We start from the raw sequence: 15,745 nt of genomic DNA on the forward strand, positions 1-15,745 counted from the left end.
GTGGGTTCAATTCGAAATGGAGTGGCAGACCATAGTAAAGACAGAAATGCTGTTGTTTAATGCCATGTATAATGATCTGGAATTACCGGCCCTGATCATGAAAGAATGAGGCTCCCTCATGGACTACAAAAAGGATATCATCGAACAGATCGAACTTCATTCCATAGAGGGTATCCGAAATTGTTTTGACCACGGGGTAGATCCAAATGATACGTTCAGGGATGAGCCCCTGATCTACGAATTGACCAGTGAGTATCTGAGAAGCCCCAGGTTCAAAGAGTGTGTACGTTTGTTTGTGGATTACGGCCTGGAGTTCGGGGATAAAGCACTCTTGGCTGTTCTTATGGACGATCATTCGTCCCTCTCGCAAATCATAAGCAGGGACCCCGGGACCCTCCAGCGGACCTTTGACCTGAGGTGTGCTTATACCCCTCTGTCCGGTGTCGGCCTGCTGCACATTTGTGCTGAATTCAACCATGTGCGATGTGCAGAGGTCCTGGTTGAACACGGAGCGGACATAAATGCCCGGGCTGCAGTAGATCCCAATGGCTTTGGAGGGCAATCTCCCATATTTCACACTGTGAATCAAAACGGGGATCAGTCGGCCGAGATGCTGGATTTCCTCTTGTCACGTGGTGCTCATTTAGACCTGACCGTAAAAGGTCTTATCTGGGGGAAGGGATACGAATGGGAAACCCTCATTCCCTCTGTAAACCCTATCAGCTACGCGATGATGGGGCTGTTGCCACAGATGCATCGCAGCGAAGTAACGATCAGTAAGACCATAGCCAAATTGCTGAAACACCGTTATGGGATAGTGTATACTCCGCGAAATGTGCCCAATAAATATCTGAATCCCTGATTACGTTGCATCCCCCTGAACTTCCCTGCTTGTCCTTTTCGGTTGCCGGGAGCATCTTTGACACATCTATTGCAAGGAGATTCAATGGAAAGGAGGTGTTTGGAATGCGGGGAGCCCATCCGTGGAAGGACGGACAAAAAATTCTGTGCAGATTACTGCCGAAATGCCTTCAACAACAAACTGAACAAGGACAGCAGAAAACTCGTCCGCAACATCAACAACCGGTTGAGAAAGAATTACCGGATCCTGGAGAGCTTTTTTCTGGAGGAAGAAAAGGCGAGGATACCAAAAAACCAACTGCTGGACAAGGGGTTTCATTTTGAACACATCACCAACCTCTACACCACAAAAAAAGGCAATATCTATTTCTTTGTGTACGACCTGGGTTACCTCCCCCTGGGCAATGATTACTACATGATCGTGAAAAGAGAATAGCCCCTGAAAGATCAGAGGCTATTTTAAAATTTCAAAGGGTTCTTTATTTGTAATTATGGCTGCTGAGCTTCAAAGCCGCCACTACGATATCTTTTCTACTTATTTGCCCTACCAGGAGTCCGTCCTTCATCACGGGCAACCTTCTCCTTTTGTTCTTGTGAAAAACCCCGGCAGCGTCAAATATGCTCATATCGTGGGGGATGGTCTCCACATCCTTGGTCATAAAGCGCTCCACGCTCTTGTCCAGGATAGGCTGGTTAAAATACCGGCTTTCGGAGATCTCCTTCATACAGTCTGCCTCGGAAATGATCCCGACCAGAAAACCGTTGTCATCCAGGACAGGGCCTCCGGAAATACGGTTCTTGGCAAAGGATTCCATCACCTCCAGAACGGACTGTTCCGGATTGAAGGTGATCAATTTTTTAGACATATAATCCTCCACCAAAATAGGGGCATTGTACTCTTTTTTGGTCGCCTCTTTGGCTCTGCGGCCCATAAAACTTTTAATCCCCATACCTGTTTGTTTTTAAAATGGTTAGCCTTAAATATAGGAATTTTGGGCATATCTTTTAAAATTAGTCGACAAACGGCAGAGGGCCCACAGTTTTTTTTACTTTTAAGGAAGAATAGAATTCGATGAAAAACACCCGGCTCTGGATCACTCTGCCACTGCTTGTTCTCGCCGTTTACTGGAGTTTTCACTCCCTCATGCCCTCCGTTTCTGACAGGGATATAGAGAGGACCTATGGATTTTCCACGGACCGCGCCCTGGAACACGTAAAGGAGATCTCGAGAAAACCCCACGCCGTTGGCTTTCCCGCGCATTCCGAAGTAAGGGACTATGTGGTGCAGGCTCTGGAAGCAATGGGCCTGGAGGTGAGCCTGCAACAGGGGTATACCGCCGGCGACTGGGGTAACTTCAGCAAGGCCACCAATATCGTCAGCCGGATTGAAGGGAGTGGAGAAGGCAAGGCATTGCTCCTGCTGTCCCACTATGACAGCAACCCGCATTCTTCCCTGGGGGCCAGTGATGCGGGAAGCGGAGTGGCCACCATCCTCGAAGGGATCCGTGCTTTCCTGTCAAGGAATAAAAAACCGAAGAACGACATTATCATCCTCATCTCGGATGCAGAAGAACTTGGCCTAAACGGAGCCGATCTCTTTGCCAATCGTCATCCCTGGTCCTCCGACGTCGGACTCATCCTGAACTTCGAAGCAAGGGGTAGCGGAGGCCCCAGTTATATGTTTATGGAAACCAACAGGGGGAATGAAAAACTCATTGAATCCTTTATCTCCGCTGATCCCAAATACCCGGTCTCTAATTCCCTCGCCTACAGTATTTACAAATTGCTCCCCAATGATACGGACCTGACCGTCTTCAGGGAGGACCGGGATATTGAAGGCTTTAATTTTGCCTTTATCGATGACCACTTCGACTATCATTCGGTCAGGGATTCCTATGAACGCCTGGACCGCAATTCCCTCACCCACCAGGGAAGCTATCTCATGCCCTTGCTACATTATTTGAGTGAAGCAGATCTCGGGCAAATGAAAAGCCTCAACGATCACGTCTATTTCAATATTCCGGTGTTTAAGATGGTCTCTTATCCCTTCGACTGGATATGGCCTATGTGGTATCTCGCCCTTGCTTTTCTGGGGGGTCTCCTGGTTTTCGGTTTCAGAAATCAAACCCTGAAGATCAAAGGCGTATTCCTGGGATTTGTTCCGTTGTTGATCACCTTGCTGATCAACGGGGTCATAGGGTATTTTGCATGGGCGGTCATCACAACCGCTTATCCGGGATATAAAGACATCCTGCACGGATTCCCGTACAATGGACACGCCTATATCCTGGCTCTCGCATTCCTGTCACTCTCAGTCTGTTTCTGGATCTACAGGTCCTTTAGGTCGACCAGCCTTCCGGAACTCCTCATCGGACCGCTTTTCATATGGCTTGCCATCTGCTGGGGCGTGGGCGAATACCTCCCGGGGGCCAGCTTTTTTATCATCCCCGTATTTGCACTATTGGCATCACTCCTGCTCCTGCTCCACCAGAAGGAACCGGATCCCCTGCTACTGTTGTTCCTGGGCCTGCCGGCTGTGTTCATATTTGCCCCTTTCACCTCCATGTTCCCTGTGGCCCTGGGGCTGAAAATGGCAATCACTACGACACTGATCACCACTCTGTGCTTTGCGCTTCTGCTGCCGCTAGTCGCTCAATACAATCGTAAACGCACCCTGGGTACTCTTGCCTTTGCCGGATTTTTAATTTCCCTTTTCACGGCTCATCTGCAATCCGGATTTACCCGGGACAGGGCCAAACCCACCAGCCTGGTGTACCTTCTGAACACCGATGACAAGCAATCTATGTGGGCCACCTACGAAAAGGAGATATCCGACTGGACGCGAGGGATTATGGGAGACGATATCCGGGAACAAGGCCCAGGGGAAAACAATGTTCCCGGGAGCAAATACAATACCCGTTATACCTTCTGGGCAAGGACCGGGGCCAAACAAATTCCGGGGCCCGTGGTGACCATTGAAAAAGATACCACCCTGGGAGACACCCGCTTTCTGGAGGTTGGTATATTTCCCCAACGCCCGGTAAACCGACTGGAAGTTTTTACAGGTGATACCCCCATTCTAAAGGCATCCATCAACGGGGTGGAGCTTTCCCCCTATTATCTCAAGGAACGCAGGAACAATCGGCTTTTCACTCATTATATCAGTGACAACGATTCCACCTATCTAGAAGTAAGCCTCCCCAGAGGTAAGGAATTGAACCTGACCCTCTACGAAGCCTCGAATGACCTCCTGAAAAATCCGTCATTCGATATCCCTCCAAGGCCGGAAGAAAATATTCCCATGCCCTTTGTACTGAACGATGCCGTGATCACCGTTAAATCCATCAGACATTGAAACCACGGGTAGGAATACTGGGGTGCGGGTGGCTGGGGTTTCCCCTGGGCAGGAAATTGATCTCCCTTGGATACCCGGTATCAGGGACTACCACCACAAAGGCCAACCTGGAAGTACTGAGAGGCGAAGGGATCAAACCTTTTTATATAGAACTCTTCCGGGATGGAGTGAAGGGCCACCTCATCGAATTTCTGAACGAGATCGATATCCTCGTCATCAATGTACCCCCCGGCAGGAAAAAAGAGGCTGCGGATTTTAGCTCGAAGATGGAACAATTGTACGAGGCTTGCAGGATCACCCACCTCGAAAAAGTGTTATTTGTGAGCAGTACATCCGTATATGGCAATATTCAGGGGGAAGTAAGCGAAAAAACGGAAGTCCGACCCGCATCCGAGTCGGCCAAATCCCTTGTTGCGGCAGAGGCCCTCTTCTCAAAAGATCCCACATTAGAGTGTACGGTGGTTCGTTTTGGCGGACTCATCGGCCCGGACCGCCATCCGGTGACCTATTTGTCGGGTCAGCACAACCTGACCAATGGGGATGATGCGGTAAACCTCATCCATTTGGATGACTGCCTGTCTCTTTTATCGACCATTATCACCGAGGAGTGGTGGGGCAAACTTATCAATGCCGTATATCCGGAACATCCCATAAAAAGAGAATATTACACAAGGGAAGCACATCTCAGGGGCCTGCCAGTCCCACTCTATAAAAAGGAGTACGCGGGCAGGTCGGGTAAGGTCATTTCGTCAAAAACACTGAAATCTCTGGGGTTCGAATTTAAGACTCACATAGACCATCCCGTAGAATGATCCATATCCGGGCTTAATTATATGATTTGTAAGGATATGCTATCTGATGCGAAAAATTAATAGTAATTTTGCCGCACTAAATTTGTCGTTATGAAAGTGAGGTTGACCTTCCTATTGTTGATGACCGTATTTTTGGGCTTTAGCCAGAGTAATACCGATCTTAAGGCACATTATGAAGCCTATTACAAAGCCATGAAATCCCAGGGCGATGTCAACGGGGTGATCAGTGCCCTTACCCACCTCAATGTGATCGCACCTTCCAAACAGCGAATGGATACCCTGGCCTTTGTCTATGCCAATAACAACCAGCATATTCAGGCTCTCAACACCATCGGGATAGAAAAGAACGAAGCGGATTCCGACTTGGCCATACAGGTGAAGGCCATCAGCCTCAAAGCCATCAACCAGCCCAAAAGGGCCCTGGAACAGTTCGAGATCCTCAACAAGCGTTCGCCCAATGCCTACCTGGCCTATGAGCTGGCCGACCTGAAGATACAAACCGGGGATAACGAAGGGGCCATGACCGATATAGAAGCGGGTCTCAGCGAGGTACAGGAAGGAATGACCTATGCTTTTTACGAACGCCAACAGCCCTATGAGGTTTCCCTCCGGGCTGCCCTTTTACACCTCAAAGGCCTGGCACAATACAACACAGACCGCAGCAATATAGACGCCGCCATCGCCACAATCGACGAAGCCCTCGCCATTGAGCCCAATTTCAACCTGGCTAGCCTGAGCAAACAGGCCCTGGAATCCAGGAAGGGTAGCGGGGAGAAAAAAGAGGAGTAACCCTTATCGTCCCCGGAGTGGATGAAATGGGGTCTATTCCCCGGGATCCATAGCGTCGAGCAGTGACCTGAAGACCAGGGCCACTCCGTTGGTCCAGCCAAATCCGTCCTGTGTCTCGTATTCCCCTCCCCCGGAAAGGAGGCTTATATCCTCCACATTGTATTTTTCCATCATCTTGCCGGTATCCCGGTACACCCTTTCGTTCAGGGCCAGCCATCGCTCCATGATGGTACGTGCCTCGTCTACATAGCCGTAGTTCAATAAGCCCTCTACGGCGATGAACTGCAAAGGTGCCCAACCATTGGGTGCGTCCCATTGCTGGCCGGAATGCTCCAGAGTGGTCACGAGTCCGCCGTCCTTTAAAAAATCTGTCATCAGTTTATTCTTCACGGCTTCGGCCTGCTCCGGGGTGGCCAGTTCAAAAAAGAGAGGAAATGCCCCTGCCAGGGTAGCAGTCCTTCCGAAATTCCCGGAAGCGAAGTTATAATCGTAATAATAGTTCTCAGCGGGATTCCAGAAGACTTCCTGTATCAGAGATCTCCGTTCTTCGGCCAAGTTGAGAAAAAGGGCCTCATTTTCCCCGTCACCCGCTTGGGCATATCCTCTGGCGATGCTTTTTTCCATAAAATACATAAGGCAGTTAAGGTCTACAGGCAGGATATCGGCCGTTCTCGTGGAGCCGAAATCCCCTTCCCTGAGATACCACCTGCTGCTGAAATCCCAGCCGGAGGCTGCCCCTGATCTCAGATGGGTATAGAGCGACCTTTTGTCGGCCTCGGATTTAATCTCTGAGGCAAGGTGGCGATCCTCCTTGTATGCTTCCGGCCTCGGAGTGGTTCCGCTGTCCCAGTACCGGTTCAGGAAATGGTCCCCGTTTAGTCTGACGACATATTTGCTGGCAGTATTGACGCCTTTGCTCTCTTTTTTTCCCTCCATCCAGAAATTGTATTCCTTCAGGATATATGGGAAGTAATCGGGGAACAGGTCTTGTTCTTCCCTGCTGATCGCATCCACCATCAGGGCATAGAAGGGGGGCTGGGACCGGGTGAGGTAATACGCGCGTGTGCCGTTGGGAATAAATCCAATGGAATCGATCAGGAAGCTGAAATTGTCGACCATGCTCCTGGCCAGGTCATCCTGTTCATCCACCAGCAGCCCCTCCAGCGTAAAATAACTGTCCCAGTAATAGATCTCCCGAAAACGGCCTCCCGGCACTACATATTTGTGGGGAAGGGGGATACGGGAAGAGTAATCAATTGCCTCGTCCGGGCCCCTGGTGAGTTTTCCCCACATACTGCTGATGTGCTCATACATGCTCTTGGTCGTATCGGTCTGAATGGTCTGGGAGGAGACAAACGCATCCCTGAAGTGGGTTTTAACAAATTCCCGAAGCTCGAAACCAGGTTTGCCTTTCTCTTCCCGGTAAAGGTGTATAAGTTCTCCGTAGGGCCTGTCCGGAACGAGATCCACAAAGGTTTTGGAATCCTTGTAGATCCCTTCCAACTGTATATCCCTGAACAATTGGGTATCGTAGAACTCGGTTACCGAGATGGGTTTTATTTCCTCCCTGCAGGCAGTAAGGATGAGAAAGGACACGAGCGTTAAGGAAAGGAATCTCTTCATGGATTTCGAATTTACATTTGAACATTATACAGAACAGACCAAGGAAGAAGAACGTTGGATTATTGCTTCCTCAGTGTCTGTATCAGCGTACTGTCTTTTTCTTTTTTCAAGGCGATGACCGGGTCGATCTCTTCATTGGGTACGGTCAGGGACAGCACGTAGTGAGCGATTTTCCATTCACCATCGACCTTCCGCACCACACCGGATCCCCTGCAGAGTTGCATCCAGGTATCGAGCAGTTCGTCAAACCAGGCCACCTCACCTGAAGGATCCAAGTAAACATGGCGGTCTACAGAGGTGAATGCCCACGCTTTTCCCTGATCGAAATACGGTTTGGAAAATTCCATAAACTCCTTTTTGCCCCATACCTCAGAAGCATCCGTCCCTATGAATACGGCATCATCAGACATCAAGCCAAAATACTCCTCAAAGTCAGCTTCTGCTGCCGCCAGGTGCCACTGGTCAAGGACCTCCTGTATCATTGTAATCTCAGCGGTCTGACCCTTCAGACCGGATCCGAAGGCAAGAAACAACAGTATGGTTACAAGTCTATTCATCCGTGATGAGTAAGGTGTCTAATTTGTTATTGACGATCACATTCAGCTGTGTCCTCAGAGCGTTGTAGGCCTTCATCATTTCTACGGCAGGGGGCGTAGCATCTATCCTGTATTCTGCCGCAGCCCGGGTCTTGAGGATAAAGGTCTTCACTACCTTTTGCCTGCTCTTTACCTGAGGCACATTAAACTGCTCTGGATAGTCTCCTTCTTCTACCTTTTTCTGCCTCTCGACCAGGTCTTCCAGGACCAGGACGAGATCCTCATAGTTCTCTATGGTCGAGAGGGAATTGAAACCTGCGTCCAGGTCGTTGAATGCGGTCCAGTCGCGGGCGATCTCCATAGCCATGGGATTTAATGCTACCCTCCCTGGCAGAGAATCCATGGAAAAGAAAGGCGTTTCCTCTGAGGTGGTATCAACCCCGGCCGCTGGTTCTTTGCAGGCCATCAGGAGCAGGACCAAGAGGAGGAGGGGCATTAATTTTCTCATAGGACGAATGTACAAATTTTAATAAAAGCTATCTTTGGGTCGAACTTCAATAATTCAACAGTTTTTGCAGAAATCCATTCTCATTTTAGGGGCTTGCGGGCAGATAGGAACAGAACTTACCCTTGAACTTCGAAAGAAGTTCGGGAATGAGCACGTGATAGCCAGCGATATCAGGGAGGGGTCCGAGAGCCTCATGGAATCTGGACCTTTTGAAATCCTGGATGCTACCAGTTACGATGCCGTGGAGGATACGGTGATGCACTATGAGGTGGAAGAGGTTTATCTCATGGCCGCCATGCTGAGTGCAACTGCGGAAAAATTTCCGGAACGCGCCTGGAACCTCAATATGAATTCCCTCTTCAACGTACTGAACCTGGCCAAGGAGAAAAAGATCGATAAGATCTTCTGGCCTTCCAGTATAGCGGTCTTCGGGAAAAATACCCCTAAGGAGAACACGCCCCAGCACACCCTGATGGAACCCAGCACGGTGTACGGGATAAGCAAGCAGACAGGGGAAAGATGGTGTGCCTATTACCACGCAAAATACGGCGTTGACGTGCGCAGTGTGCGCTTTCCGGGCCTGATCAGCTGGAAAACGCAGCCCGGAGGTGGTACGACCGATTATGCCGTGGACATCTATATAAAAGCCCTGGAGGAGGGAAGGTATACTTGTTTCCTGAAAGAGGATACCATGCTTCCCATGATGTACATGGAAGATGCCATCAGGGCCTCCATTGAGTTGATGGAAAGCGATGGAGACAAATTGAGTATCCGGTCTTCCTACAACCTGGGAGCGATGAGTTTTACCCCGGGAGAGATCGCCCGCAGCATCAGTGCGGTAATCCCTGAATTCCAGATCCATTATGACCCCGATTTCAGGCAGGCCATTGCCGATTCATGGCCGGGAAGTATAGACGATTCCCAGGCAAGGAAAGACTGGGGTTGGAAACCTGAATTTAACCTGGAGCGCACGACTGAGGAAATGATCCGGGAGCTCAGGAACCTCGAATGAGGAAAAGCTCAATGCTGGAATTTGAGTTTCTTTTCAATAGCGACGATCATGGCGTTGGCAATGTCCTTGCCTGTTGCATTTTCTATCCCCTCGAGTCCCGGAGAAGAATTCACTTCCAATAAAAGGGGGCCTTTGTTAGACCTGATGATGTCTACCCCTGCCACGTGCAGATTGAAGATTTTGGCCGCCTTGATGGCCAGTTTGCGTTCTTCGGCCGTGATCTTGATCCTTGAGGCCCTGCCTCCCTGGTGAAGGTTGGCCCTGAATTCCCCTTTTTCAGCCTGCCTTTGCATGGACGCCACCACCTTGCCATTCACGACAAAACACCGAATGTCCTGCCCGTGGGCTTCCTTGATGAATTCCTGCACCAGGATGTTGGTCTGTACGCTCTTAAAAGCGTTGATCACGCTCTCCGCTGCTTTGTTTGTCTCGGCCAGTACAACCCCTTTCCCCTGGGTACTTTCCAGGAGTTTTATAATGAGAGGGGCGCCATTTACCATTTTGATAAGGTCCTTAGTATCCATGGGCGACTTCGCAAAGCCGGTGATGGGGATGTGCAGGTCATGCTTGGCAAATAGCTGGGATGCGAACAGTTTATCCCTCGACTGGCTGATGGCCTCCGCAGAATTCTGACAATACACCCCCAGGAAGTCGAATTGCCGGATCAGAGCGCAACCGTAAAAGGTAACGGAGGGTTTGATCCTTGGGATCACCGCATCGAATTCCTTGAGGATATCCCCTCCCCTGTAGCGGATCTCAGGTGAATGGGCGTCGAGTTTCATATAGGCGAGTTCCACGTTCAGGAAGACAATTTCATGCCCGCGGGCCTCTGCCGCTTCCATGAGCCTTTTGTTGCTGTACAGTTCGGGATTGCTCGCGAGCAGGGCGATCTTCAATCCCGTCTTCTCCTTCATGTAAGGGGCGTAGGAGATCGATATGCTCTCATCCGAAAAGGTCTGCAGCAGGCAGGATTTGGCAGGGTTTACCATATATCGGCCATTGAGGGCCTCCCTTCCGAGCAGCATTCTGAATTCCATGGTGTCCCTGTTGGCCAGGGTGAGTTCAATGTCGAATGAATCCTCCCCAAGGGTGACAGGGGTACGGATCACAAATCGTTCCTCTGAAATACCGCTCGAACTCTTTACGATGCGCCTGTCTATGAGTTTCGCCTCGCATTCCAGGGTGATGCTGCGGTTGTCCTGTACCGGGTTCACCTCGAATTTCACCCAGTCCTGGTTCCTCTTTCTGATCACAGCGATATTGCTGGCCTGGATCGAGGAGGTCTTGGCTCCTGAATCAACCCTTGCCTTTATGGCCGGTATACCCAGGTCTTTGAAGACACACCATTCCTCACTGCCTATGATCTTTAACATGGAAGTAAATTTTGAAAATGCCCGAAATAAAGGGGATCAATACGTTCTAGATTGCTCATGAAGATCAGGAAACAAAAACTTGTTTTGCTTCTTTGAAACACTTGAACTCCACGACGTAACCATTGGGATCCTCCACGAAGAAGGACCGGTGCTCCCCTGCTTTGTCTTTAAGGAAAGTGATGGCCTCTGTCATGCCCTCTACTTCTACTGAAAGTCTCTGATGGATGGATTTCCATGATTTCTCGTCAAGGATCACCCCAAAGTGAAATGAAGGCAAGACCTGGTCTCCAAATTTGTAGGATTTGTAGACAAAGTTGAATTCTCCCGATTTAGTAAAGGTGATCTGGTTCCCGTACAGGTCGATGTCTGCCCACTGGGTAGAATGCCGCCCCAGTTTGGCTCCGACGACATCCACGTAGAACGCTTTGGTCTTGGTCACACTATAACAGGGCAGGGCAAGGTGAAAGGCACTGTGTTTCATAAAAAAGGCTGTTGGATAGTCGTCGTTTAATCGTCCTGATCCTCCTCATCGTCCTCGATCTCCACATCAGGTATGGCGTCCGGATCGTCGTCATCAAAATCCTCGTAATCGTCCTCGTCGTAATTCGCCATGGTGACTTCGAGTTTCGCACTGATCTTGACCAGGTATTTGGTGTCATCTGTAGTTACCTCTACAGCCTCTATTCGCTCTCCATTGGCGTTCTTGAAGGTGATGATATGAGCATCGTCATACCCGTCCGGATACTTCTCCACCAGGAGCTTGAGCACCTCCGGTGTCAGCTTCTTGAAATCTACTATGACTCTCTTTAAATTATCCATAATTACATGTCTAAAAGATAAGCAAAAATAAGTGGTGCAACAATAGTAGCATCACTCTCGATGATAAATTTTGGAGTGTCTATTCCCAGCTTTCCCCAGGTGATCTTTTCGTTGGGAACAGCCCCTGAATAACTGCCGTAACTGGTCGTGCTGTCGCTGATCTGACAGAAGTAACTCCAGAACGGCGTATCCGTCCGTTCCATGTCCTGGTAAAGCATAGGCACCACGCAAATGGGGAAATCGCCGGCAATACCTCCCCCTATCTGGAAGAACCCTATCCCCTTCCCGGAATTGGCCGTATACCAGTCGGCCAGGAAGGTCATATACTCTATCCCCGACTTTACTGTGGAGGCCTTTAGGTCTCCTTTCAGCACATAGGAGGCGAAGATATTCCCCATGGTGCTGTCTTCCCAGCCCGGGCACACGATGGGGAGGTTCTTCTCCGCAGCCGCATACATCCAGGAGTCCTTCACGTCTATTTCGTAGTACTCTTCCAGTACACCGGACAACAACATCTGGTACATGTATTCATGGGGGAAATAACGCTTGCCCTCTTTTTCGGCCTTTTTCCACAAGTCGTATATGTGTGTTTGCAATCTGCGGAAAGCCTCTTCCTCAGGGATACAGGTATCTGTTACCCTGTTGAGCCCTTTTTCCAGCAGATCCCACTCTTCCTGGGGGGTGAGGTCCCGATAATTAGGCACCCTTTTGTAATGGGAATGGGCGACCAGGTTCATGAGGTCTTCTTCCAGGTTGGCTCCCGTACAGGAGATGATATGCACCTTGTCCTGCCGGATCATCTCGGCAAAGATCTTCCCAAGTTCTGCTGTGCTCATCGCCCCGGCGAGGGAAACGAGCATTTTTGCTCCGCTCTGAAGTTGCGATTCATATCCCTTGGCGGCATCCACCAGAGCTGCGGCATTGAAATGCAAATAGTACTTGGAAATAAATTTTGAAATAGGTCCTTTACTCATCGTCATCGTCAAATTTTTGAGCGGGAGCATTGTTCCCACCGATTGTGTTATCATAGGTATTGTCGTATTCATCCTCCACGGCCTCATCGATGAATTTATAGCTGAGCATTTTATAGTACAGCTTTGCCGCCAGGAAGTCCGAGGACCTGTCCAGGTCATTGGGACAGAGTTCGACGATGTCAAAACCGACCACGTTCTTCTCCTCAAAAACCTGCTTGAGGAAGTCGAGGGTCTCATACCACAGCAGTCCGCCAGGCTCCGGAGTCCCCGTGGAAGGCATGATGGAAGGGTCCAGGGCGTCGAGGTCAAAAGTAATAAAGACATTATCCGTAAGCAATTCAATAGCCTTATCCATCCAGTATTCGTCATCGACCATATCATGGGCGAAAAAAGTCTTTTCGGTGTCCATAACGGTCATTTCGATGGCATCCATACTCCGAATGCCGACCTGCACCAAGTTGGTCTGCTGACTGGCTTCATACACAGCACAGGCGTGATTGTAGGGGGTACCTCCATAGGATTCCCTCAGGTCTGCGTGGGCGTCGATATGCAGCACGGTAAGGTTTTCAAAGCACTCGTTAAAAGCGCGGATAGAGCCTATGGAAATGGAGTGCTCCCCTCCGATAAGGGTAACGAATTTGTTTCTTTTAATATACTCCTTGGTGATCCTGTGAACGCTCTTGACCATGGCCTCCGGGGAGGAGAGTTCACTGACGGGCTCTGTCACGTACACACCCTGCTGGTACACCTCGGTACCCGTCTCAATGTCATACAGCTCCATGTTTTCAGAAGCATCGAGCAAGGCATCCGGACCTTTATCAGCGCCTTTACCCCATGTACTGGTGCCGTCGTAGGGTACGGGGATCAGCACCACCTTCGATTTCTCCAGCTGTGCAAATTCGTCCGGAATTCCAGCGTAATTCCTAGATTTCTTCATATCCTAAAATTTTAAGCATATCCGATGCTTTTTGTTGTTCGCTAAAGAGTTTCGTCGTCAGTTCGCCCTTTTTATTCCGATCTATCAGGACGTGTTTGGGCGTGGGGATCAGGCAGTGCTGCAATCCCCCGAACCCACCAATGGATTCCTGGTAGGCGCCCGTATTAAAGAACCCTATATACAGGGGTTGATCCCTTTTATACTTGGGCAGGTAGATGGCGTTCATATCCTGTATGCTGTTGTAGTAATCATCGCTGTCGCAGGTGAGTCCGCCCAGCAGCACCCTTTCGTACTGATCGTGCCATCGGTTGATGGGCAGCATGATAAATCGCTTGTTGATCGCCCACGAATCGGGCAACGTGGTGATAAAACTGGAGTCGATCATATTCCACTTTTCCCTGTCGTTCTGCTGCTTCTGGTAAAGCACCGCGTAGATGGCCCCTCCGCTTTCCCCCACGGTAAAACTTCCGAATTCCGTAAAGATGTTCGGCACAGGTACATCTGCCTCTTTACAGGCGGTATTGATCTGGTTTACGATCTCATCTACCATGTATTCATAATCGTATTCAAAGGCCAGGGAATTCTTTGTGGGAAACCCGCCTCCGATATTCAGGCTGTCCAGGGATGGGCAGATCTTCTTCAGCCTGGTGTACACCTTCATACATTTCAGCAGCTCATTCCAGTAATAGGCATTGTCCCTGATCCCCGTATTGATAAAGAAGTGCAGCATCTTGAGCTCCACCTTTTCATTGTCCCTGATCTGGTTTTCATAGAATGGGACGATGTTGCGGTACCCTATGCCGAGGCGGGAGGTATAGAACTCGAATTTAGGCTCTTCTTCCGATGCGATCCGTATCCCGATATTGAAAGGTTTATCGATGGCCTCACTCAGGAGGTCGATCTCCTCGTAATTATCGATGATAGGGATGCAGTTCTGATGGCCTCCGTTGATCAGGTCAGCTATGTTCTGAATATACAGGTCTCGTTTGAACCCATTACAGATCACGTAGGTATTATCCTTGATCTTGCCCTCCTTTTTCAGCTGGTTGACGATGTTGATGTCAAAGGCTGAGGAGGTCTCAATATGGATATCATTTTTCAGGGCCTCGTGCAGTACGTACTCAAAATGAGAGCTTTTGGTACAGTAACAGTAAATGTATTTGCCTTTGTACTTATGTCTTTCGATGGCCTTCGCAAACCATTCCTTGGCCCGGTGAATATTCCTGGAGATCTTCGGGAGATAGGTGAATTTAAGGGGAGTGCCGTACTTCTCTACCAGGGACATCAAGGGAATTTCGTGAAACTGCAGATTGTCCTCGTCCAGTGTGAATTCCTCCTGGGGAAAATAATAGGTTTGATCGATCAGATCAATGTATTTGATGTTCATTAAATCAATTGTGAATTTATAGGGTTCTTATACGCATTTTATTTTTCAGCCCTTTGTTTAAGCACTGATCAGATACATTGTGTAAACGGTGTAAATGAAATCAAAAAAAAATAAAATTCAGGGATTTTAAGACAAAATTCTAAGTTGTAATATAGATATAATATATAGCAGTATAATATAGAGAATACAAGGTAAGTATCCAATGCAACATTAGGGAAGTATTCGTATCTTGAGATATCAATCCAGATCCTATGAAACGTACTATCTCATACCTGCTCACAGGCATTCTCATCGGTCTTATTTCGGCAACGCTCGGCGCCCAACCGGCGGCGGGAGTTTACACAGGAACAGACCCTGAGGATCCCGCTAAAGTGCATGAAGTCAAAATCAATGACAAGTATCTGGTATATACGGAATACACAAAGGCTCCTGATTTCGTTCGTGCCAGGGGCGGATTTTTTGTGACAGACGGGGCTTCACTCAAGGTGGATCTCGAATTCAATTCGGCTTATGAGCAGGATTCAGTGAAGACCCTCAGCCTGGCCTATGAAATGGATGGGGATAACCTAATACTTGATGAGGGTAGGCCGATAACCCTTACCAAAGTTCCCGGCCTAAATCAAGATCTGGATGGCACCTGGCTTTTCGCTACTAGGGGCCCGGATACTGGCCAGGAACGCAGAGGAGATTCAAATCCGCGCAAGACCCTTAAATTTCTCATCGACGGACATTTTCAATGGATCGCCTACCACACGGAAA

General features: G+C 49.2%; 16 protein-coding genes and 1 pseudogene. 7 read left to right on the forward strand and 10 right to left on the reverse strand.

Annotated elements, in window-relative coordinates:
* The first annotated feature begins 118 nt into the window (after positions 1-118).
* Positions 119-862 (forward strand): hypothetical protein, encoded by a 744-nt coding sequence (locus tag ABYP73_RS04210; RefSeq protein WP_372973543.1) that lies wholly within the window; start codon positions 119-121, stop codon positions 860-862.
* 84 nt (positions 863-946) lie between these two features.
* Positions 947-1,297 carry a hypothetical protein gene (locus ABYP73_RS04215; RefSeq protein WP_372946016.1) on the forward strand — a complete coding sequence of 117 codons (351 nt, stop codon included), beginning with the start codon at positions 947-949 and terminating at the stop codon, positions 1,295-1,297.
* A gap of 43 nt (positions 1,298-1,340) precedes the next feature.
* Here ABYP73_RS04215 and ABYP73_RS04220 read toward each other — a convergent pair whose 3' ends face one another.
* Positions 1,341-1,811, reverse strand: coding sequence for a CBS domain-containing protein (locus tag ABYP73_RS04220; RefSeq protein ID WP_372946017.1), 471 nt, complete (start codon positions 1,809-1,811; stop codon positions 1,341-1,343).
* 122 nt (positions 1,812-1,933) lie between these two features.
* Here ABYP73_RS04220 and ABYP73_RS04225 point away from each other — a divergent pair, with 122 nt between their 5' ends.
* From ABYP73_RS04225 to ABYP73_RS04235, 3 genes are all read left to right on the forward strand, one after another.
* Positions 1,934-4,216: a M28 family peptidase gene (locus tag ABYP73_RS04225; RefSeq protein WP_372973544.1), complete on the forward strand. Its 2,283-nt coding sequence runs from the start codon at positions 1,934-1,936 to the stop codon at positions 4,214-4,216.
* Positions 4,213-5,028 carry an NAD-dependent epimerase/dehydratase family protein gene (locus ABYP73_RS04230; protein ID WP_372973545.1) on the forward strand — a complete coding sequence of 272 codons (816 nt, stop codon included), beginning with the start codon at positions 4,213-4,215 and terminating at the stop codon, positions 5,026-5,028. The genes ABYP73_RS04225 and ABYP73_RS04230 overlap by 4 nt, the downstream gene beginning before the upstream one ends.
* Positions 5,029-5,118: 90 nt before the next feature.
* Positions 5,119-5,817: a hypothetical protein gene (locus ABYP73_RS04235; RefSeq protein ID WP_372973546.1), complete on the forward strand. Its 699-nt coding sequence runs from the start codon at positions 5,119-5,121 to the stop codon at positions 5,815-5,817.
* A gap of 33 nt (positions 5,818-5,850) precedes the next feature.
* On the opposite strand, the gene ABYP73_RS04240 is transcribed toward ABYP73_RS04235, so the two are convergent.
* From ABYP73_RS04240 to ABYP73_RS04250, 3 genes are read right to left on the reverse strand one after another with little or no spacing between them, the layout of a single operon-like run.
* Positions 5,851-7,440: a trehalase family glycosidase gene (locus ABYP73_RS04240; RefSeq protein WP_372973547.1), complete on the reverse strand. Its 1,590-nt coding sequence runs from the start codon at positions 7,438-7,440 to the stop codon at positions 5,851-5,853.
* A 59-nt stretch (positions 7,441-7,499) separates the two neighbouring features.
* Complete coding sequence (locus tag ABYP73_RS04245) at positions 7,500-7,997, reverse strand: nuclear transport factor 2 family protein (protein WP_372973548.1); 498 nt, start codon at positions 7,995-7,997, stop codon at positions 7,500-7,502.
* Positions 7,990-8,484 carry a hypothetical protein gene (locus ABYP73_RS04250; RefSeq protein ID WP_372945455.1) on the reverse strand — a complete coding sequence of 165 codons (495 nt, stop codon included), beginning with the start codon at positions 8,482-8,484 and terminating at the stop codon, positions 7,990-7,992. Before ABYP73_RS04250 ends, ABYP73_RS04245 begins: the two co-directional genes overlap by 8 nt.
* Before the next feature lie 64 nt (positions 8,485-8,548).
* Between ABYP73_RS04250 and ABYP73_RS04255 the strand changes: the two genes are divergently transcribed.
* Entirely contained in the window at positions 8,549-9,496 is a 948-nt protein-coding gene (locus tag ABYP73_RS04255; protein WP_372973549.1) for an NAD-dependent epimerase/dehydratase family protein, read from the forward strand.
* A gap of 8 nt (positions 9,497-9,504) precedes the next feature.
* On the opposite strand, the gene rimK is transcribed toward ABYP73_RS04255, so the two are convergent.
* The 6 genes from rimK to ABYP73_RS04285 all read right to left on the reverse strand — a co-directional run bounded on the left by rimK (position 9,505) and on the right by ABYP73_RS04285 (position 14,986).
* Positions 9,505-10,869: a 30S ribosomal protein S6--L-glutamate ligase gene (rimK, locus tag ABYP73_RS04260; RefSeq protein ID WP_372945453.1), complete on the reverse strand. Its 1,365-nt coding sequence runs from the start codon at positions 10,867-10,869 to the stop codon at positions 9,505-9,507.
* 64 nt (positions 10,870-10,933) lie between these two features.
* Entirely contained in the window at positions 10,934-11,350 is a 417-nt protein-coding gene (locus ABYP73_RS04265; protein ID WP_188369923.1) for a VOC family protein, read from the reverse strand.
* A gap of 26 nt (positions 11,351-11,376) precedes the next feature.
* Positions 11,377-11,688, reverse strand: coding sequence for a hypothetical protein (locus ABYP73_RS04270; protein WP_188369924.1), 312 nt, complete (start codon positions 11,686-11,688; stop codon positions 11,377-11,379).
* Positions 11,689-11,690: 2 nt separating this feature from the next.
* Positions 11,691-12,662: a deoxyhypusine synthase family protein gene (locus ABYP73_RS04275; RefSeq protein WP_372945214.1), complete on the reverse strand. Its 972-nt coding sequence runs from the start codon at positions 12,660-12,662 to the stop codon at positions 11,691-11,693.
* Positions 12,655-13,599 carry an agmatinase gene (gene speB, locus ABYP73_RS04280; protein WP_372973550.1) on the reverse strand — a complete coding sequence of 315 codons (945 nt, stop codon included), beginning with the start codon at positions 13,597-13,599 and terminating at the stop codon, positions 12,655-12,657. Before speB ends, ABYP73_RS04275 begins: the two co-directional genes overlap by 8 nt.
* Positions 13,586-14,986, reverse strand: a complete 1,401-nt coding sequence (locus ABYP73_RS04285; RefSeq protein ID WP_372973551.1) for an arginine decarboxylase — start codon at positions 14,984-14,986, stop codon at positions 13,586-13,588. The genes speB and ABYP73_RS04285 overlap by 14 nt, the downstream gene beginning before the upstream one ends.
* Before the next feature lie 251 nt (positions 14,987-15,237).
* Here ABYP73_RS04285 and ABYP73_RS04290 point away from each other — a divergent pair.
* A pseudogene (locus ABYP73_RS04290) lies at positions 15,238-15,745 on the forward strand (hypothetical protein); the annotation flags it as partial.

It is taken from the genome of Muriicola sp., assembly GCF_041567615.1.
Classification (GTDB): domain Bacteria; phylum Bacteroidota; class Bacteroidia; order Flavobacteriales; family Flavobacteriaceae; genus Muriicola.